The organism is Cohnella lupini, assembly GCF_003386205.1.
In the GTDB taxonomy this organism is placed as follows: domain Bacteria; phylum Bacillota; class Bacilli; order Paenibacillales; family Paenibacillaceae; genus Cohnella; species Cohnella lupini.
This window is the reverse complement of sequence record NZ_QRDY01000015.1, coordinates 22,644-42,886: the sequence shown is the minus strand read 5'-3', so window position 1 is coordinate 42,886 and position 20,243 is coordinate 22,644. Positions and strand designations below refer to the sequence as shown.

The 20,243-nt window shown below is 49.7% G+C and carries 17 protein-coding genes; 6 read left to right on the top strand and 11 right to left on the bottom strand.

Going from position 1 to position 20,243, the window contains the following annotated elements; translation table 11 throughout:
* The first annotated feature begins 143 nt into the window (after positions 1-143).
* On the top strand, positions 144-1,358 hold the full coding sequence (locus DFP95_RS20565) for a threonine synthase (protein ID WP_115994570.1): 1,215 nt from the start codon (positions 144-146) through the stop codon (positions 1,356-1,358).
* A gap of 148 nt (positions 1,359-1,506) precedes the next feature.
* On the opposite strand, the gene DFP95_RS20560 is transcribed toward DFP95_RS20565, so the two are convergent.
* From DFP95_RS20560 to DFP95_RS20550, 3 genes are all read right to left on the bottom strand, one after another.
* On the bottom strand, positions 1,507-3,174 hold the full coding sequence (locus DFP95_RS20560) for a glycerol-3-phosphate dehydrogenase/oxidase (RefSeq protein ID WP_115994569.1): 1,668 nt from the start codon (positions 3,172-3,174) through the stop codon (positions 1,507-1,509).
* Positions 3,175-3,346: 172 nt separating this feature from the next.
* Positions 3,347-4,843, bottom strand: coding sequence for a glycerol kinase GlpK (gene glpK, locus DFP95_RS20555; RefSeq protein ID WP_115994568.1), 1,497 nt, complete (start codon positions 4,841-4,843; stop codon positions 3,347-3,349).
* The gene (locus DFP95_RS20550) at positions 4,844-5,422 is read right to left on the bottom strand and encodes a glycerol-3-phosphate responsive antiterminator (RefSeq protein WP_115994567.1); all 579 of its coding nucleotides are present in this window, start codon (positions 5,420-5,422) and stop codon (positions 4,844-4,846) included.
* A 325-nt stretch (positions 5,423-5,747) separates the two neighbouring features.
* Here DFP95_RS20550 and glpK (DFP95_RS20545) point away from each other — a divergent pair, with 325 nt between their 5' ends.
* Positions 5,748-7,271 carry a glycerol kinase GlpK gene (gene glpK, locus DFP95_RS20545; protein WP_115994634.1) on the top strand — a complete coding sequence of 508 codons (1,524 nt, stop codon included), beginning with the start codon at positions 5,748-5,750 and terminating at the stop codon, positions 7,269-7,271.
* A 55-nt stretch (positions 7,272-7,326) separates the two neighbouring features.
* On the opposite strand, the gene DFP95_RS20540 is transcribed toward glpK (DFP95_RS20545), so the two are convergent.
* Both DFP95_RS20540 and DFP95_RS20535 read right to left on the bottom strand, forming a co-directional pair.
* Positions 7,327-9,426, bottom strand: coding sequence for a dienelactone hydrolase family protein (locus DFP95_RS20540; RefSeq protein WP_245987793.1), 2,100 nt, complete (start codon positions 9,424-9,426; stop codon positions 7,327-7,329).
* A 179-nt stretch (positions 9,427-9,605) separates the two neighbouring features.
* Positions 9,606-10,184 carry a TetR/AcrR family transcriptional regulator gene (locus DFP95_RS20535; RefSeq protein WP_115994565.1) on the bottom strand — a complete coding sequence of 193 codons (579 nt, stop codon included), beginning with the start codon at positions 10,182-10,184 and terminating at the stop codon, positions 9,606-9,608.
* Between the two features lie 133 nt (positions 10,185-10,317).
* Between DFP95_RS20535 and DFP95_RS20530 the strand changes: the two genes are divergently transcribed.
* On the top strand, positions 10,318-11,247 hold the full coding sequence (locus tag DFP95_RS20530) for a DsbA family oxidoreductase (RefSeq protein WP_115994564.1): 930 nt from the start codon (positions 10,318-10,320) through the stop codon (positions 11,245-11,247).
* Between the two features lie 58 nt (positions 11,248-11,305).
* Here the strand turns inward: DFP95_RS20530 and DFP95_RS20525 are convergent, their stop codons facing one another.
* The 6 genes from DFP95_RS20525 to DFP95_RS20500 all read right to left on the bottom strand — a co-directional run bounded on the left by DFP95_RS20525 (position 11,306) and on the right by DFP95_RS20500 (position 17,983).
* The gene (locus DFP95_RS20525) at positions 11,306-12,766 is read right to left on the bottom strand and encodes a discoidin domain-containing protein (RefSeq protein ID WP_115994563.1); all 1,461 of its coding nucleotides are present in this window, start codon (positions 12,764-12,766) and stop codon (positions 11,306-11,308) included.
* A 244-nt stretch (positions 12,767-13,010) separates the two neighbouring features.
* Positions 13,011-13,739 (bottom strand): hypothetical protein, encoded by a 729-nt coding sequence (locus DFP95_RS20520; protein WP_115994562.1) that lies wholly within the window; start codon positions 13,737-13,739, stop codon positions 13,011-13,013.
* Between the two features lie 36 nt (positions 13,740-13,775).
* Positions 13,776-14,597, bottom strand: coding sequence for a carbohydrate ABC transporter permease (locus DFP95_RS20515; protein ID WP_115994561.1), 822 nt, complete (start codon positions 14,595-14,597; stop codon positions 13,776-13,778).
* A 1-nt stretch (position 14,598) separates the two neighbouring features.
* Positions 14,599-15,480: a carbohydrate ABC transporter permease gene (locus DFP95_RS20510; RefSeq protein WP_220376425.1), complete on the bottom strand. Its 882-nt coding sequence runs from the start codon at positions 15,478-15,480 to the stop codon at positions 14,599-14,601.
* A gap of 11 nt (positions 15,481-15,491) precedes the next feature.
* Positions 15,492-16,820: an ABC transporter substrate-binding protein gene (locus tag DFP95_RS20505; RefSeq protein WP_181907543.1), complete on the bottom strand. Its 1,329-nt coding sequence runs from the start codon at positions 16,818-16,820 to the stop codon at positions 15,492-15,494.
* A 164-nt stretch (positions 16,821-16,984) separates the two neighbouring features.
* Positions 16,985-17,983, bottom strand: coding sequence for a LacI family DNA-binding transcriptional regulator (locus DFP95_RS20500; protein WP_115994559.1), 999 nt, complete (start codon positions 17,981-17,983; stop codon positions 16,985-16,987).
* Between the two features lie 290 nt (positions 17,984-18,273).
* Here DFP95_RS20500 and DFP95_RS20495 point away from each other — a divergent pair, with 290 nt between their 5' ends.
* From DFP95_RS20495 to DFP95_RS20485, 3 genes are all read left to right on the top strand, one after another.
* A complete protein-coding gene (locus tag DFP95_RS20495; RefSeq protein WP_115994632.1) occupies positions 18,274-18,987 on the top strand; it encodes a DUF421 domain-containing protein in 714 nt (237 codons plus the stop codon).
* A gap of 85 nt (positions 18,988-19,072) precedes the next feature.
* Positions 19,073-19,447 carry a MerR family transcriptional regulator gene (locus DFP95_RS20490; RefSeq protein ID WP_115994558.1) on the top strand — a complete coding sequence of 125 codons (375 nt, stop codon included), beginning with the start codon at positions 19,073-19,075 and terminating at the stop codon, positions 19,445-19,447.
* On the top strand, positions 19,444-20,202 hold the full coding sequence (locus DFP95_RS20485; RefSeq protein ID WP_115994557.1) for an SDR family oxidoreductase: 759 nt from the start codon (positions 19,444-19,446) through the stop codon (positions 20,200-20,202). Before DFP95_RS20490 ends, DFP95_RS20485 begins: the two co-directional genes overlap by 4 nt.
* Positions 20,203-20,243: the final 41 nt, after the last annotated feature.

Sequence of the window (20,243 nt, the reverse complement as noted above, 5' to 3'; positions counted from 1 at the left end):
ATCGAACGTCAGCGCGCGACAATGGCTTTTCTCTCTAAGTATGAGTTCGGCTTGACGTTTAAAAGAGCGGGGTCGAACGTGTTACAATAGGATGCCGGTTAAAACAAACGTGCGTTCAAAACTAGCGCAAAGGAATGGTAAGGATGTCGTTCAGCTATTTATCTCATTTGCATTGTCCTAAATGCCATAAAACGTATCCATCGGATAAAATACAGCAGCTATGCGAGTGCGGATCTCCTTTACTTGCGAATTACGATTTGCAAAGCTTGAAGCGGAAATGGAAACCTTCCGATTTGGCCGGGAGGCCGACTAGCTTGTGGCGCTATCACGAGTTGCTCCCCGTATCTTCGCCGGAGCATATCGTTACGTTGGGAGAAGGAATGACGCCGCTGCTACCTATGAGCAGAGTCGGCTCCGATATGGGAATCGAGCGCTTGTGGATGAAAGACGAAGGGATTATTCCGACCGGCAGCTTCAAAGCTCGCGGCGCGGCGGTCGGCGTCTCGAAGGCTAAAGAGCTCGGCGTTCGGGAGCTGGCTATGCCTACGAACGGCAACGCCGGAGCGGCCTGGTCTCTGTATGCCGCGCGAGCAGGAATACGCGCATCCATTGTAATGCCGGTCGGCGCGCCGCTTATTACGAGAAGCGAATGTGCCATTTCCGGCGCTAACCTGAATTTGGTGAACGGGCTCATCAGCGATGCCGGGAAAATTGTCGGTCAAGCCGTGAAAGAACATCAATTGTTTGACGCCTCGACGCTCAAGGAGCCTTATCGGATCGAAGGCAAGAAGACGATGGGTCTTGAGATCGCGGAGCAGATGGGCTGGGAGCTTCCCGATGTGATATTGTACCCGACGGGCGGAGGCGTTGGCTTGATTGGAATTTACAAAGCGCTGCGGGAGCTAGTGGAGTTGGGCTGGATTCAGGACAAGCTGCCGCGTCTCGTTGCCGTGCAAGCCGAAGGCTGCGCTCCGATCGTAAAGGCTTGGGAGGAAGGAAAGCAGGAATCGCAGTTCTGGCCGGATTCGTCAACGGCGGCATTTGGCATCAATGTGCCGAAGGCGCTTGGCGATTTCCTGGTGCTGGAGGCCGTGTACAAGACGAACGGCTGCGCCGTCTCGATAACGGATACGGAATTGCTTCGGGAGCAGCGAAACGTCGCCCGCTTGGAAGGAGCCTTCGTGTGTCCCGAAGGTGCGGCCACGTTCTCCGCAGCGCGCAAGCTTAGAGAAAACGGCTGGATCAAGGACGGAGAGACGGTTGTCGCTCTCAACACCGGCAGCGGCATCAAATATCCGGAAACCGTCCAGGTCGAGGCGCCCATACTGGATCCGCAAGACCGGATGATCCGGCTGTAAGGTTATACTAGAGGAATCCAGGCTTATGGTACGGTTCGGCTTAACGGAGCCTTAGGCGAAATATAACGAAGAAAGACACTCATGTCGAGTGCCTTTCTTCATTGTCGCGTTTTATGATTTAATCCCGAGCTCAAAGCAGTAATGCCACTTAGCGGCCAGCGAGCGAATCGCTCGGCATCGACGCCGCGGCCAGTTCCCGCTCCAGCTCTTGTGAATACTCGCGCTTCTGCTCGTCCGAATAATCCAGGCAGTCCGCCATGAAATTGATCACGGCTTTCCTCCAGTACCTTGCCCAGTCAATGTGGAAAAGAACGGCGCCCGTTCTCCGCATGAAGAAGTCGACGGGTTTGACAGCCATCTCCTCCTCGATTGCGTACAGGATCTCGGCTTGAATCTCGGGCGGAAGAGTGTGCGAACTAGTCGTGACGTTCCGGATCCGATCGTGAATGGCCGTCACGTTCGACCCGTAACGGCGAACAAGCCGCTCCGCTGCCTCCTTCGACAAACCGAGACTCACGCCGGCCTCCGTCATCTTGTTCACGAACGACGGGAACTGTCGAGATCCGCCTACGTCGCCCCCGGATATCGGCAGCGTCTTCGTGCCGCACGGCTGGAACGGCCCACGCCCGGCTTCCCGTAGCTTAGTCGCAAGAATATCGGTCACCGTTTCCGCCATTTTGCGATAACCGGTCAGCTTACCGCCGGCGATCGTGATCAGACCGGAAGGCGAGACGAAAATCTCGTCGCGCCTGGACACTTCAGACGGCGATTTGCCCGCTTCGTAGATCAACGGACGCAATCCCGCCCAACTGGATTCGACGTCCCCTCCGGTCAGCTTTAAATCCGGGAACATGTAGTTGGCTGCAGCCAGTATATAGTCCCGATCCTCTTTGCTCATGCGGGGATGGGCCGTATCTTCATCGTAGTCGGTATCGGTCGTGCCGACATACGTTTTACCCTCGCGGGGCACCGCGAACACCATCCGGCCGTCCGTCGTATCGAAATATATCGCCTGGCGAAGGGGAAACCGCCGTCCGTCGAACACGAGGTGGACGCCTTTCGTGAGCCGCAGCGTCTTCCCTTCCTTGGAATGGTCCAGCTCGCGTAGCGTATCTACCCAGGGACCGGTGGCATTTACCACCGCTCGCGCCTTGATCCGGTACGTCCCGCCTCCGATAACGTCCCGGGCGACGACTCCGACAAGCTTGCCTCCTTCATACAGAAGCTCCTCCGCTTTGACGTAGTTCGCAACGCGCGCCCCGGCTTCGACCGCTTTTTTCATGACCTCGATCGTCAGGCGGGCATCGTCCGTTCGGTATTCCACATAATACCCGCCGCCCTTCACTCCCTCCCGCCGTAACAGCGGCTCCTTCGCCAGCGTCTCTTCCTTGCTGAGCATTTTGCGGCGCTCCTCGCGCTTGACCCCTGCCAGAAAATCGTATAGACGCAGACCGATCGATGCCGTGAACGCTCCGAACGTCCCGCCCTGATAAAACGGCAGCAGCATCCATTCCGGCGTCGTTACGTGGGGTCCGTTCTCGTAGACGACCGCTCGTTCCTTCCCGACCTCGGCGACCATTTTCACCTCGAACTGCTTCAAATACCGCAATCCCCCGTGCACTAGCTTCGTCGAACGGCTCGAAGTCCCGGCAGCAAAATCCTGCATTTCGATCAACGCCGTCGACATCCCCCGCTTCCGGGCGTCCAGTGCTATGCCTGCGCCGGTAATTCCGCCGCCGATAACAAGTACGTCGAACACGCCTTCCTCCAATTCCGACAGCCGTCCCCGACGATCCGCACCGAAATTTCCGTTCATTCGTCATCCCCCATGTTCACGTTCATATTCATGTAAAAGAAAAGAACCACATCCATCCCACCGCGCAAGCGCGGCGGGAACGTCCGTGGTTCTCCCAATCTCCTACCATGTATGAACTTGTTAAAGTGATTATAGCATCTTAACCGAAGAAACAAAAGCAACCGACAGCCGATTACAGCTTGAACGCCATGGCGGCTTTAACCGCCTTCTTCCACCCCGCGTACTTGCGATCCCGCTCTTCTTCCGGCATCATCGGCCGAAACGTCCGCTCCAGCTCCCAGCCATCGGCGATCTCCTGCTTATCCGCCCAATAGCCGACCGCAAGTCCGGCCAAATAAGCCGCTCCCAGCGCTGTCGTTTCATTGACGACTGGGCGCTCGACCTCCGCCCCTAGCAGGTCACTCTGGAATTGCATCAGAAAATCGTTGCTCACCGCGCCGCCGTCAACGCGTAATCCTTTGATCGGCAAGCCCGAATCGAGTGCCATCACGTCTAGCACGTCTTTGCTCTGATAGGCCAGCGATTCGAGCGTTGCACGGATGAAGTGTTCCTTCGTCGTTCCCCGCGTAAGTCCGAAAACGGCGCCCCGCATTTCACTGTCCCAATAAGGGGTTCCCATACCGACGAAAGCCGGTACGACGTACACCCCGTCCGAAGAAGACACCCGAGTCGCGTACATCTCGCTATCCGCCGTTTGTTTCAGCATCCGAAGGCCGTCTCGCAGCCATTGCATCGCCGATCCGGCTACGAACACGCTTCCCTCGAGCGCGTATTCTACCCGGCCTCCGATTCCCCAGGCGATCGTCGTAAGCAACCCATGCTCGGAGCGGACGAGTTCGTCGCCCGTGTTCATGAGCATGAAGCAACCGGTTCCGTACGTGTTTTTAGCCATCCCCTTGTCGAAGCATGCCTGCCCGAACAACGCTGCTTGCTGGTCGCCTGCGATACCGGCGATCGGCACCTCGATCCCGAAAAATTGGTGCTTGTCGGTTCGTCCGTACACCTCCGACGAAGAACGCACCTCGGGTAGCATGGAAGCCGGGATGTCCAGAATGCCGAGCAATTCCTCATCCCAAGCAAGCTCGTGAATGTTGTACATGAGCGTCCTTGACGCGTTGGAATAATCGGTTACGTGAACCTTCCCCCCGGTCAACTTCCAGACCAGCCAAGAATCGATCGTGCCGAACAGCACATCGCCGTTCTCAGCCTTCTCGCGGGCTCCCTCGACATGAGCGAGCAGCCATTTGATTTTCGTTCCGGAAAAATAAGGGTCGATTAGCAGGCCTGTTTTCTCGCGGAAGCGCTCCTCATGCCCTTGCCGCTTCAGCTCCTCGCAAATGTCCTGTGTCTGTCTGGATTGCCACACGATTGCGTTATGAATCGGTTGGCTCGTATGACGATCCCATACGACCGCCGTCTCTCGCTGGTTCGTTATGCCGATTGCCTCGATCTGTTCAGGTAGAATTCTCGCTTGGGACAGCGAATCGGCGATTACGCCGGACACCGTTTCCCAAATTTCGTTTGCATCATGCTCCACCCAGCCCGGCTTCGGAAAATATTGCTTGATCTCTTGCTGCGCCGTACCGACAATGCGGCCCTGCCGATCGAAGACGATCGCCCGAGAGCTCGTCGTCCCCTGATCGATAGCCAGAATATATGTTTGCGACACTCAATGCTCCCCTTCCCGCCCCGCGGGCTCAAAATGCTTCCACAGCTCGAAGTTCGACGTCGTCACCGCCGACGCCCCGGCGCGGAGCGCTTGATCGACGTCGTTCACCGTCCGGATCAGTCCGCCCGCGAAAATCGGAATCCCCGTCCGCTCCGACACTTCCGTGATGATGTGCGGAATGACGCCGGGAAGGACTTCGATAAAGTCCGGCTTTGTCCTCTCGAACATGACGTAACTCTTTTCTAGAGCATTCGTATCAAGCAAGAATAGTCTCTGGATCGCCAGCAATCCGTTCTGCTTCGTTTTCGCGATAACCCCTGCCCGGGTGGATACGATGCCCGCCGGCTTTATGACCTGGCTCAGGTACTCTGCCGCGTATTCGTCGTTTTTCAGCCCTTCGATTAAATCCGCGTGCAAAATCGGTTTCATGCCATGCGATTTCGCCAGGTCGACGATCGACCGGATTTGGCTGATGTGGGTGTCGAGAATCACGATATACTCATACGACATCTTTAACAGCTTCTCCAAATCCTTCACTTTCCGGGCAGCAGGCAATAAGCTCTGTTTATGAAAATTCATGTTGGCCTCCCCCCCTTGCTCCACTGATCGAGAAGCTTAAACGACAAAAAAGGAGAATGACGAACTGGTCCGATGTGGACCCAATTCGCGTGTTCTCCTTTTCTCCGTCACAGATATCAACTTGAGCACATTATAAACGAAAAGGAAAAATGTGTCTATACGAAAGTTTGTCAAGCATTGACATCCTGAATCTGTAAAGTATGATGAAATTAAATTAATTTATAGGCTGCCACGGAGAAGCAGAGTCGGCAGCTAGTCCTTGCGTACTCGCACAGGACTAGCTGCCGGCTTTTTTTTACGTGCTCCGCAGAAGGAGGTTACCATCATCCATCAGAACGCCAAGTACATCCTCACTCTGGATCAAGGCACGACCAGTTCCCGCGCCATTATATTCGACCGTTCGGGAAGCACCATGGCCGTTGCCAAAAAAGAATTCAAGCAATATTATCCCAAGCCCGGTTGGGTTGAGCACGACGCCGAGGAAATATGGGAGAGCCAATCTTCCGTCATGTACGAAGCTCTTAATCGAGCGGGCGTCTCCGCAGAGGAGATCGCCGCGATCAGCATTACGAATCAGAGAGAGACGACCGTCATTTGGAACCGATTAACGGGCAAGCCGATCTATCGCGCGATCGTCTGGCAGAGCAAGCAATCGGCTGATATCTGCACCCGCTTGAAAGGGGAAGGCTTCGAACCGATGGTACGGGAAAAAACGGGTTTGATTATCGACCCCTATTTCTGCGGAACGAAAGTCAGATGGATTCTGGACCATGTCCATCAAGCGCGCGAGATGGCCGAGCAAGGGGAATTGCTTTTCGGCACGATCGATACCTGGTTGCTGTGGAAACTGACGGACGGCAAAGTTCATGCCACCGATTACTCCAACGCCTCCCGAACCTTGATGTACAACATCCATGAGCTTAAGTGGGATCCAGAACTTCTGAGCATGCTGGATATTCCGGCTTCCATGCTGCCGGAAGTCAAGCCTTCCAGCCATATTTACGGCTACGTTTCCGAGTCCCTTTTCCCCGTTCCCATTCCGATCGCCGGAATCGCGGGCGACCAGCACGCTTCCCTGTTCGGTCATGCCTGCTTCGAGAAGGGAATGGCTAAGAACACTTACGGGACGGGCTGTTTTCTGCTGATGAATACCGGATCTGAGCCCGTTACTTCCAACAACGGGCTACTCACGACGATAGCTTGGGGAATTGACGGCAAGATCGTTTACGCCTTAGAGGGGAGTATCTTCATTGCTGGCGCGGTTGTCAAATGGCTGCGGGACGGGCTGAAGACGATCTGGAAAGTATCCGACTCGGACGAGCACGCTGCCGTCGTCCCCTCGGCCGACGGGGTCTATTTCGTGCCGGCGTTCGTCGGCCTCGGCGCCCCTTACTGGGATATGGATGCGAGAGGAGCCATCTTCGGGCTGACCGCAGGAACGACGGAGGATCATATTATCCGGGCAGCGGTAGAGTCGATTGCGTACCAGACGAAGGACGTACTGACGTCTATGGAGGCGGACTCCGGCATCAAGCTGGTCAAGCTTACGGTTGACGGTGGAGCTACGGCGAACCAGTTCCTGATGCAATGGCAGGCGGATCTGCTGAACGTACCGATCGAACGGCCGAAGGTACTGGAAACGACCGCGCTCGGAGCCGCGTACTTGGCTGGACTTGCCGTTGGGCTATGGAAGAATCAGGACGAGATTTCATTTCAAATTCGAATCAGTAGGGATCAGAATTACAAACCGGACCTGCCCGAAGAGATCAGGCAAGAGCGGTACGAAGGATGGGTACAAGCCGTTCATGCTACGATGGCCTTCAAGAAAAAGAGCCCCCAAGGCAAATAAAAAAAGCCCTTCGGTAGACGGCGCAGCCGCCAAGCCGAAGGGCTTTTGATTTTCGTTAGACCAAATTCCAGAACAGAGCCGTATTCGCAACCGTAATCATAGTGAAAAGAATCGTGTTCACGAAGGAGGCGAGCCAGACGTTGTTCGTTTTCTCGAATAGCTTACGAGCGTAGATCGCCGCGACGACCAGGCAAGGAACAAGAGCGAAGAGCAGGATGCCGTTCAACGCTTGACCCGGGTACAACGAAACACCGGTCAAGAAGTCCTTGCCGTATTGAGCGATCAGCCACAGCACAAGCCCGCCTACGTTCAGGATAATGGACAGCAGGTAGCCGCCCTTGCGTCCCCGCGTGTTCGTGTTGAGCGCCACTACGCTGACGAAATAATAGAATAAGAAGAAAGGCAAGTAACGCAACGCGGTAACGACATGCTCCATTTCGAACGTTCTAACCGCGAGAACCCACAATCTGAAGTCCGTTCCGAAGACGCCTTGCAGCGCGAACAGCAGCGCATAGCCGATGACTACCGCGATGATCGCCGTGCACAAACTAGCGACAATGGCGACGGGTTTCAGGCTGATGCCGTAGTGGCTGAAAGAGGTTCCCGCTTTTTTATTCAAGAAGTAGTGGAAAGCCACCATTAACAAGACCACGATCAACGCCACCGAAATTGCCCAATAACCGACCTGGTTCGTCGTCGGTTCGTTGAACGCCGATCCGAGCTTCAGAATCGAAGACGCGTTGTCAAAGACTAGCCACAAGACGAGAGACACGACCGCCAGCAACGCGCTGCCCGTGCCGATGTTTCTCTTCTTCGTCGCGAAGCCGGCAATCGCCCCGACAACGCCAAGACCAAGCAACACGAGGGAAATGACGATAAGGGTATTCATTCCGCCCTCTGATTTGTCCATCAGCGTCGGGAATAGAATAGCCGGGAAGAGCACGCTGAAGGCAAACGCGATCCAATATAACGCCTTTGGCAGACCGGTTGCCGGCGCCGATACGGCAGCTACCGATTCCGTCACGGACTTGCGCAGGAACGGCGCTTTGAGCAGCAAGCTGATCAGCGGAACGAACATCAGGAAGAATCCGACGAGAGCGACTCCGTTGAAGGCTTCTTTGAGCCACCAAATCTGATTGCCCGTGCCTATGTCCGAACGAATGTCCGACGTAGCGACGCCCGTGAACGCATGGTTGTAAAACTTGATCAGATCAGCCGTGGCTGTCGGAGAGAAGTGGTTCCAAGGATGGGTCTGATTCGGCGTGTAGATGACCCGCTCGCCCGTCTCCGATGGCCGAACCGCTTTCTCCTCCACCAATACATCGCCGGACTGGACGGTATAAAACTTGCCGGCCTCTGCCTGTTGATCAGCCGGCACGCCGAGAAACGATTTGCCCGACAAGGTCGCCGTGAAATCCTTGCTCCTGACGGTTCCCTTCACTTCTAGTTCCGAAGGCGTTTTCTCCGCATCGGATTTGTTGAAGAAGAATTCATCATATTTCCCGCCGAGTATTCCGACGGTCCGGCTGCCGTAGGCGGCCTGGAGTTGGTCCTGCGGCGCGATTGCGCCGGCATAAGAGAAATCCGCGCCAGCGGCAATGCCCGCATAAATCATGCGATGGCCGGACTGCAGGGCATTCATCTCATCAAAGTACATGGCGAGCAGCGACGAGAATCCGCCCATAGAGTGGCCGCTGACGGCAACGTAGGCGTTGCCTGTCTCATCCTTCAAAGTATACGGCTGGTCGTAAATATATTTTGCAGCGTCAAACTGGGAGTAAATCCAGAAGGTGGAGAACATCTGAGCCGCCGGAATGTCGGCGGTCCAACGAGAGTCGCCGTGGTCGTACATATCGAGCGCCAACACGATGTAGCCCCGTCTGGACATTTCGATTGCCGGTGCGTCCTGCATCTCCTTGCTATTCAAGTAGCCGTGCGTCGTAACGATAACCGGTCGCGGATTGTCCGGTCCCGCTCCGTCGGGCATATACAGCAGCCCGTGTAGCTGGCCGTGATCGGCATCGAACGAGATTTCCTTTACCTTTACCGAATAAAACGAAGTGTGGAACATCCCTGCTAGAAAACTTCCGATAATCATTAGTGCAAGCGAAACAATCAGTAATCCCTGCGGCTTTTTCCAAAGCGATTTTGCCATGTGCAAACTCCTCTGTGTCATATTGTGTTGACAACGCTGTCATTTCCTAGCTATATGAAAAAACCACAACATATAACCACGCAATATGCGTAGTCAGGTGTTGTGGTGTCTCCCGGTCTCCAACCTACTATTAAATTGAGACCATTATAGCATGTTAAATTTGGATTGGGTAGCCCTTACTAGGAAATTCGACCCTGGGCGAGAGGTTCAATCCCGGACATCAGAAAAGGAATAGCCGACTTGATATATTGTTCCGGCAATGATTCCATGCGATCTCTCCTCCACTCCACGGAAGCTCCATAAATGCCCCAGCTTAAAATGACAGCTGTCATTTTATGGGGTTCATACTCTTCCGTTGCATGTTGTTGCCGCAACATTCTATAGAAAATGATTTCAAGCTGTTCCCTGATAATACGGGCTATGGTCTCGTCGTATCCTCTATGGCACCGACTGGATAAAGCTCTTTGGAAATCCGTTACGGCCACGAAGATATGAGTAATCGACGTTTCGTTGAGCTCGCTTTTCTCGAAGTCTATGGCATTCAAATTAACCGATAAAACTTCCGATAATGCTTTGTCCAACAAGTCGTATATATCTTCGAAGTGATAATAGAACGTCGCGCGATTGATATTAGCCTCTGTCGTAATATCCTTAACGGTAATATCCTTGAATTCTTGTTTACCTGACAATTCTATAAAAGAGTCCATGATTAACTTACGAGTTCTTAAAACTCGGGGATCCGCCTTGGGTTGAGTCATATCATGCCCTCCGACTTTTTAAACAATTGTATCAATGTGTTGTCTATCCGACAAATGGAACGATCTATTGGTGTTCCGATAGATTTCCTGTGGCTAGAATAGAATTATACAACAAGCGATGGAGGTAACAATCATGACGAACGACAACGATATGATTTGCGATTTGGAAACGGGCGTATGCGGAGTAGCCGGGGAAGAAGAAATGGAGATTATCGACTTTAATCAAGCCCAAAAGTCGATTGAAGTGTATTATGTAACGGATCCGATTTGCTCTCACTGCTGGGCGCTTGATCCTGTTCTTCGCCGTTTCAAAGAGCAGTATGGGCACGAGTTCAACTTTCATACGGTAATGGGCGGATTGCTGGAAAAATGGAGCGATACGCCTGTCGACCCGCGTAACGGAATATCGGGACCTGCCGACGTCTTCGGCCACTGGAGAGAGGTCGGGGCACATTCGCGCATGCCGATCGACGGTTCGCTGATGCTCGACAATCCCGTCCAATCCTCCTATCCGCCTTCTCGCGTATTTAAGGTGATTCAGAAAAATAACAACAATGAATTAGCCTATGATTACTTAAGACGATCTCGAGAAGCTCTGTTCGCGTTTAATCGGAATATCGCCGAGGAATCCATCATGATAGACATCGTCGATCACCTTGGACTTGATGGAGAAGCTATCGTAAAAGAAGCCGGACAACCACCCGCCCGACAACTGTTAGAAGAAGATTTTAGCCTCGCTAGAAGCCTTGGAGTTAGAGGTTTTCCGACGATTATTATCATGAATAAGGAAAACAAAGGGGTAAAGGTCGTAGGTAGCCGTCCGTTAGAGTCCTATGTCGAGGGCCTTCGGCAAATTCTGAATACGGAAGAAATACAACCCAAACAACAACCTTCTCTTTCTAACTTGCTTGATAAAGAAAAGCTATTATTCTCTAAAGAAATTGAAGTGATGTACGATATTGAAAAGTCGGAAATCAACGCTTTTGTTGAGAAAGAACTTACGCCAAGCCGTTATCAAGTGAATGAGCTTCTTGGGGAATCCTATTTTACATCCACGAAGTAAAGAAGGGGCTCTCCATTCATTTGGAGAGCCCCTTCCTTTCATATCCTTATAGGCGACGTCAATTGGGCGGGCCGTAGACCTCAAGCTCATAAATTCTTGCCGCAGCGTTTGTGGTTTGCGTGGGAGTCGTAACGTTCAACTTGATATATCGAGCCGGTACTGCAGTCATCTTGTCTACCGTAATACCGCTCGTATTGTTGCTTACGTTCACTACCTTGCTCCAATTCGTACCATCGGTGCTGACCAGGATATGATAAGCTTTCGTGTTGTACGAGGCAGTCTCTCCGCCTTCCGATGCGTGCTTGATGACGAATTGATTCACTTGCTTCACTGAACCGAGATCGATCTGCAACCAACGGTTACTGGACTTGGAGCACCATTTGCTATCATTGTTGACGTTACCGTCAACGGCTTTGGTTGCCGTTTGCGTGGCATTGCATGTACTGTCAACCGTCGCAGGTTTATTTAATGCCAAATTCGTTAGGCCAAATACCTGAAACTCGTAGATTCTTGCGGCAAGGTTCGTGGTTTGCGTAGGAGTCGTGACGATCAATTTAATATATCTTCCCGATGCTGAAGCGATATTGTCTACCGTCACGCTTTTCGTATTATTGGTTACTTTGACTACCGTGCTCCAATTCGTGCCATCCTTACTAACTTGGATATTATAAGCCTTCGTGTTATAAGAAGCGGACTCTCCGCCTTCCGAAGCGTGCTTGATAATAAATTGGTTGACTTGCTTCACGGAGCCAAGATCGATCTGCAGCCATCGATTGCCGGATTTAGAGCACCATTTGCTATCATTGGAGATGCTGCCGTCCACGGCATTGGTTGCTTTCTGGGAGGCATTGCACGTACTGTCGACCGTTGCGGGTTTATTTAATGCTAGATTCGGACTACTTACCGTTATCGTGTAAGTAACCTTATACGTTCCGCCTTGCGGGGTTACGATGATCTTCATTCCCGTCTCTAGCGTGGTCGCTTTCGTGATTCCGTCCGCATTGTAGATCTCGAAGGTTGCATTGGCTGTCGGTGTAATGGCGGCTCTCAACGCGGCTAACGTGGTGCCGCTCCCGACAGTGATCGTCTCACTCGCCGTCCCTCCGGCACTCACCGTGCCGATCGCCGAGGTCAGCGTAGCGGCGCCGCACAGCGCGTTCGCTCCCGACGCAGCCCATTTCGCATACAGAGTCAGGCTGCTAGCGATTGGATCCGACCCCTTATAAGCCTGCGTCAGCGCGCTGTCGTAGTACCAACCCTCGAAGTTGTAGCACTCCTTCATTGGAGTATTCTGAAAAACCACCGTCCCTCCGGACGACACGAATTGAGGAGCGATCGTTGAACCGCCGTTCGAGTCATAAGACACGACCAGTTGGATAGGATTCGCTTGATCGCTACCGGCGAATGCGGGAGACCCGATTGTCATTAACGAAAAGATGATAGCTACCCCCATCAAGTAACCTCTTATCTTCGCTGTAATTCTTTTCTTTCCCTCAAGAAGTCCAAACCCTTTCATCATCCGTGCCCCTTCCTACTACCCTAATGATTTCGAACAACAATATATAGTCGCATCGACTGGCATGCGAAAGCCGGAGCGCATCGGAAGAATACGCAATTGTTGCACCATTCATAATGGTATTCAGAGAAAAGCGGTTGAATGCCTGTTCGCCTCTGCTTGCGGGAGAATTGCAGGAGAGTAGGCGCTTTAAAGGGATGTCGCAGGGTGGTTGCCCTACTTCTCGCTCCACTCTGCAATGTACTCTTCAATAATCCTTCACACGAAATATGTCGCGAAAATCGTTCATATGATAATGATGCTGATAAACAAGTTCTGAAACATCCAACTCTATGGTCAAATCCATTTCACTGTTCAACTGATTAAGTGTTTCGTATAGAGCCGTAATTTCCCCGTCTCGGTAGTCTCTGATTTGAAAGTATCCGAAAGAGACATGAGGAACGAAAAATTCTCCCAATGGGTATACTTTCTCCAGTATGTTGAACAGATCGATCAGAATCGCATAATCCGACTCTTCACACGGAACGTATTTTAACCCAATAATGTCTTTTCCGCTTGTACCTACGCCAAGGGCTTTCATTCGGATTTTATCACGACCATATTGCTTCGCGAATAAACGGAATGCAGCTTCAACCATTGGCTCTATGTCTCGGATTCTTTGACGGATTAACTCATCGTCTTTAGCGACGTTATATACGTTGCTTAATGCATGAATCGTTAAATGATATGTGTCCGTTTCTAGCTTGGCAAAACAATTGCCGTGCTTTGCGAACAACCGATTACGAATAGCGATACAAGCCGACTTATCCTGTTCCGAAAGCTTTATTACGGTTGTGGCTCCATAGAAAGGCTTCATTTCACCACTTAACGTAATTTTCTCGCTTAGCTTATTCGAAATAACCCATGGAATCGGAACCTTGTTCATGTTTGTAGTAAATAATGTGGTCAGGTGTTCCGAATATTCTTCAAAAGTCATTGTGAGCCTTCCTTCCAAGCTTTTGAGTTTATTTGACTACTTGACGGCACCCTCCGACAATCCCGATATGAAATTCTTTTGGAGTGCCAAAAAGATGATAACTACAGGAACGACAGCCATCAGAGCAGCTGCGGAAGCCGAACCGAAATAGGACGAAGTATCGGAGAAAAAATGTGAAATAGCCAAGGTTATCGTCTGATTTTGTGGCTTCTGCATGAAATAGAGAGGGAACTCATAATCGTTCCACACTTTAAGGCCTTTCAGAATAATGACCGCTGCCGTTACGGGTTTCAATTGAGGCAGTATGATTTGATAAAACAGCCGATAAGAACCGCAACCGTCCACCTTCGCCGCTTCGTCAAGTTCCTTCGGGATTGTATTGATAAAATTGGCGTACAGAAAAATACATAGCGGCAAGTTAAAGGTGGTTAAAACAAGGATGATCCCCCAATAGGTGTTAATAGCCTGAAACTGTTGCATCATGGAGTAGAGCGGCACAATGATGCTAAGTGTAGGAATCATCATAACCCCAAGGATCACATTCATTAGACTACGACTTAACCTTGTTTTGATTCTGGCTAACGGATACGCGGTCACAGAGCCTACCAGCACTAGAAGAGTTGCGGTCGCCACTGTAAGAATCAAAGAATTGCCGAACGCCCGCAATAAATGTCCGGTTGCTATAGCGTCTTTAAAATGATCCCAATAGAGGTAGCTTGGAAATTGCCAGCGAGAGGATAAATCCGTCGTCTTCTTGAAAGCAACGGTAACCGCAATATAAAGCGGCATTAAGTGCAATAGCGCAAGAGCAAGGCCGATTAGCGTCCATATCAGTTTCAGTTTAGGTTTCCGTTTCATGTTAATACTCCACTTCTCTTTTATATAAAACTTTATTTACGGAAATCGTAATCGCCATAATAAAGAGAAATAGTACAAGTCCGAGTGTCGAAGAATAGCCGGCATTCTGATTCACGAAATAAAGGTAATTGATTAAAGTTGAGAAAGAATGCGTGCTAAAGCCCGGTCCTCCATTGGTTAACGCCACGATCAGATCGAAAAGCTGGAGTCCTCCAATCAGCTTCAACGTTACGTTCGTTATAATAGCCGGCGACAGTAACGGTAGGGTAATATGGATAAACCTGCTCCATCTACGCGCTCCATCGAGTTCAGCTGCCTCGTAATAGGATTTTGAAATAGTTTGCAATCCTGCTAGATAAATGACCATAGATTGACCGACGAACTGTAACGAGGTAATGAATAAGATAAGGCCGACCGCCCTCCTGTGTTCTGCAAGCCAATCAATGGGGCCTACTCCGAAGACGGTCAGCAAATCATTCAATGCTCCTCCACTATATTGCAATAGAAAGTACCAGATGTAACCCATGATCAAGCCCGAAATTAGGACAGGCAAATAGACAGCAGCCCTTACCAGATTTCTTCCGGCGAATTTTCGATTGAACAATAAGGCGTATAATAGCCCCCATACGTTCTGCACGATAGTAGATCCAATGCCGTAAATCAGCGTATTGATAAATGCGGTGCGGATGTTCGGATCGATGATTAATTTTCGGTAATTATCAAGCCCAATGAAGGAGTAATGCTGCGAAAATCCGTTCCAATCCGTAAACGAAATCCGCACCCCGCGCAGCAAAGGATAAAATACGAACGTGCCGAAAAGAATAAATGCGGGAATACACATCGAGTATAGTTGCAAGCGTGCTGTATATTTATTCCTGGTCATGGTTTCATCCTTTAGTTACCGGCTTTCTTCAACCGGTCATAATCGTCTTTCATAGTAGCTTCCACTTGTTTGGAATCCATTGTGCCTGACAACAGACCAGAACCGACAGTACCTAGAGTTGTAAACATCCCGTTAGGCAAATACTGCCTGTCAAAGTGATTCGATACAACGGCTTGACTATATTGATCAAATGTTTCTTGAAGTGCTCCGAGATTTGTTTGAACACCTTTCAGACCCGCCTGTAAAGAGTATGATTCCGCGACTTTTTGCACGTTTTCCGATTTGGCCAAGTAATCCAAGAATATCAAAGCTTCCTTAGGATGCTTGGATTCTTTCCATATACCGACAGAATCCCGTTCTCCGCTAATTAAAAATGGTTGAGTGTTTGCGTCACTTACAGGGAGAGGCATCATGGAAATGAGAGCATCGGGATTCAGTTTCTTGACTTCAGCAATCGTTTGATTCGATTGGAAAGCAAAAGCGACTTTACCTTTGGCAAGTTCGGCATAGACAGTAGGTTTGTCTGCCGTCAAAACGTCGACATTGAGATAGCCTTTCTTTTTTAGGTTCGAGACAAAGTCCGTTACAGAAGCAAAATGCGTCCAGTCGAACGAGTCTTTATCAAAATCGTCTTTATAGCTAGGATTACTCTGTACAAGCAGCGAGAGCGACAGACGGCTCATCAGTCCGGCAATATCGCCCGAATCCTTTCCGGCAACGGAGATCGGCGTATACCCTGCTTTTTTAATCGTTTCGCATGCTGTCAAAAATTGATCCCAAGTTTCTGGCGCTTTCAGGTTCAATTGTTTCAGAATTTCCGGATTGTATACCACGCCGCTAATATCAATATCCAGTGGAAGCACGACAAGATTTCCATTGCCGTCCGTCACGGTCGGTTTAATTTGCTCATTGACTTGCATAGCCCAAGAACGATCGTTCAAAGGAAGCAGGTATTCTCCAAATCGACGAACAGACCAACCAGCCGTTGAGAAGAGATCCGGCAAATCGTTATTGGCCATCTTCGCCGTCATCAACGTGTTGAAATCTTTACCTAACGCAGACATTTCTACATTAATTTCCGGGTTGTCCTTGTTGAATTGGTCAACGATGACTTGATAAGCATCCAACGTACCGCCCGATGCATTCGTTGAAAAATTCAGCTTTACAAGCTCCTTCGCCGGTGAATCAGTTGGCGATGAACTTGGGCTAGACTGTTCGGTTCCGGCGTTGGAACTGTTATCGGACTCGCTTTGGGTCGAATGATTGGAGCAAGCAGAAACAATCGTCGTAAAAGTTAGGAGTAGAAGTACAAACAAAGGAAACCATTTTTTCTTGTTCATGGTGGCTACCATCCTTTTTAATAGTCTGTTTTATTAAGCTTAAGGCGTTTCGAACTTGCTTTGACGTATTGTTCCTCGCTTTCCTGTCGCTTATATTGAAGTCCACCTAATTGACACCGGTGTCATTTAATGTGCTAACCGCCTTTATAGGACGGTGTCTGGCGTCATTTTACGCTTTGACGCACAATTAACTTGGGATCAACCTGTACGGACTGAATATTTTCTTCTCCAGCAAATAACTTCCCAAGCAGTCCGAACATTTCTTCGGCAAGCTGCTCGAAATCCTGCCCCATCGTCGTTAACGGGGGGGAATAGTATTTCGATATCTGAATATTATCGAAACCGATTACGGAAACATCCTTAGGAATGGAGAGCTCGTGTTCGTAAACCGAATGATAGACCGCCATCGCCTTCTCATCCCCGGATACAAAAAACACCTGGGGTAGACGATTTTCCTCTATCCGGCGGTCTACGTATTGTTTTATCGCCTCAAGATTATTCATGTCATATACAACCTCCAATTGCTCCAGAGGAATGTTACTGTTGGTGTAGCTTTCTTTGATTGCTTTGGCCCTCTCTATATTCACATCGATTTCTGCGCCTAGAAGCAGGCATATCGAGATCAATCCTCTACTAAAAAGGAATTCAGCTGCTTCCATCATTCCTAGTCGGTTATTGTTGGATATGGAGATTTGCGCGTTTGAATTTTTCTCAAAAGAAATAAACGGAATACGGCTTCTGTTGGCTAGTTCTATTCGTTTATCGTTATCTTTCAAATAAAACAGGACGAGAGCATCAATATAACCACCGGATTTCTCCAGCATCGAATTTTGCAGATCCATATCGTCGTAGATAACTTCCTGAATGATCGTGAATTGCCGGGCATAGGCTTTTTCGATCATGAAGGACATGAGGTAATCGAACCACTGCGTCGTATTTTGCCCACGTGTCTTGCGGATAGAAACCAAAATGTTTTTATTCATCTTTGTATTTAAATTTTGAGCATAACTATTCGGTTTGAAGTTTGTTGCCGCAATAACCTGCAGAATCTTCTCCCGAGTGCTCGGCTTTACGTTCTCGGCTTCATTGATTACGCGCGACACGGTTTTAAATGAAAATCCGGAAATCTTAGCAATATCTCGAATTGTATATTTCCGATCCATCTTGGTCTCCTTATATGAAATAGAGTCCTTCCTCCTCCACTACGACACCGGTGTCATTGTGGATTTGAAACAAGTAAATATTCACCTAGAACAAGCTTACCGCAGTTTTGTTATCCTGATATTAACACAGTAAAAAAAATATTGTGCAGGATAACCTTCACCGGCTGCCATCTCGCAAAGGATGGCGAAGCAAGAGGGTAGGTGCATAACAACTTGGATATATTAAAAAGTACAAGTCCCGGATCTCCGGTGAAACCCTACTGTTAAAGGGAGGTCGCTCGTACATGTGGATAGACTACGCGAAAGATTCATTGCTGATAGCAGGAAGGATCGCGACGATCTACCCTCTTATGCTAATTATAGGGCTAGTTATGGGGAAACGCTCTCTGGGTGAATTGCCAGTATTCGATTTTCTGGTCATTCTCTCTTTGGGGTCCGTCATCGGAGCCGATATTGCCGAGCCGAGCGTTAACCACATCCACATAGCAATAGCAATCATATTGATCGGTCTTCTGCAGCGGATTGTTTCCTCGCTATCGATCAAATGGAGAAAATTCGGGAAGCTCATTTCGTTCGAGCCGACCGTCGTCATCCATCAAGGAAACCTATTGGTTCATAACCTCAAGAAAGCGCGTTATTCCATCGATAACATTCTACAGATGCTGCGCGAGAAGGACATTTTCCATCTGACGGACGTTGAATTTGCCGTACTGGAGGCTAACGGAAAATTGACCGTATACAAGAAGAGCCCCAAATCGGCTCCGACCCTAGAAGAGCTAGGTCTGATCAGAATGCAAAGCGACTTGTCCTACCCTCTAATCGTAGAAGGGACAGTTTACAAAAATACGCTTTCTTATATCAAGAAAGATACTACCTGGCTGAATTCGCAACTGCAAGCGAAAGGTGTTCGCCAAGACGATATCTTCTACGCCTCCGTCGATGACAAAGGTAACATTTACATTTCCGATGCGACCCTCGTGAATCCTCCGCCAATTCGGCATTGAATGAAAATGGCTTGACTTAAACCATGGTTTAAGTCGTATCCTATACAAGTCGACATTAACAAATGCAGGATTCGGAGGCCTCCAAGTGAAGTATAATTCCATCGGCGAAGTGTCAGCCCTATTCAATATTCCCGAATCAGCATTACGTTATTACGATAAGAAAGGACTGCTGCCGCTCATCGAACGTGATGATGCAGGTAGACGCTTATTTTCTGAACGTCAAATGGCTCTTCTTCAAGCCGTCGTTTGCTTTAAAAACACGCATATGCCCATAAATAGCATTAGGAAGTATATGGAAATGATTGTAGAAGGAGCTCCCACCCTTGAACGTCGGCTTGACATGATGAGGGAACACAAACAACGGATGCTAGATGAGATTGCGTTGTTGAACGACTATTTACCGACAATCGATGAGAAAATCGAACGCTATATCAAGCAGATTGAGGAGGAACGACCATGAAGCTTTCCGGAAATACCCTATTGATTACAGGTGGAGGCACTGGAATAGGACTAGCTCTCGCAGAACGATTTATTAATAACGGCAATACAGTGATTGTATGCGGCCGGCGTGAAAGTGTTCTTCAGGATGCGAGAGACAAGGTTCCCGGTCTTATCGCACGCGTATGTAATTTGGAAGAGGCCTCAGATCGTCTAGCACTGGTGGACTGGGTCATGGCGAACTATCCGGAAGTGAATGTGCTGGTCAATAACGCTGGCATTCAGCAGCGTTTTAATGTGCTTCAGTCGGATGCCAGAGACGATTGGGGTTATTTCAACAAAGAAATCGCGACCAATCTTGAAGCCCCTTTTCACTTGACCATGCTTTTCGCTCCTTATTTCGCGTCCAAGGAATCGGCGGCAATCATTAACGTCACATCCGGACTGGCTTTTACGCCGTTTGCGATTGCCCCAATGTATTCGGCGACCAAGGCGGCGCTTCATTCTTTCACCGTAAGCATAAGACACCAGCTATCCGAAACGTCTGTCGAGGTCGTTGAAGTCGCTCCTCCAGCGGTGGCCACGGATTTAGGCGGGACAGGATTGCATCATCAAGGAGAACCGTTGGATGCCTTCGCGGATGCCGTCTTCAACGAATTGGCCGGGGACAGCAAAGAAATCGGGTATGGTACTTCCGTAGCCCGCTTGCGTATGTCGCGAGACGAAATCGACGTATATACCGAAAAGATTTATCAGTCAACGAAAAACTTGATTTAACTATTAGGATTGGAATAATCATTCCGAATGATTAGTTAAAA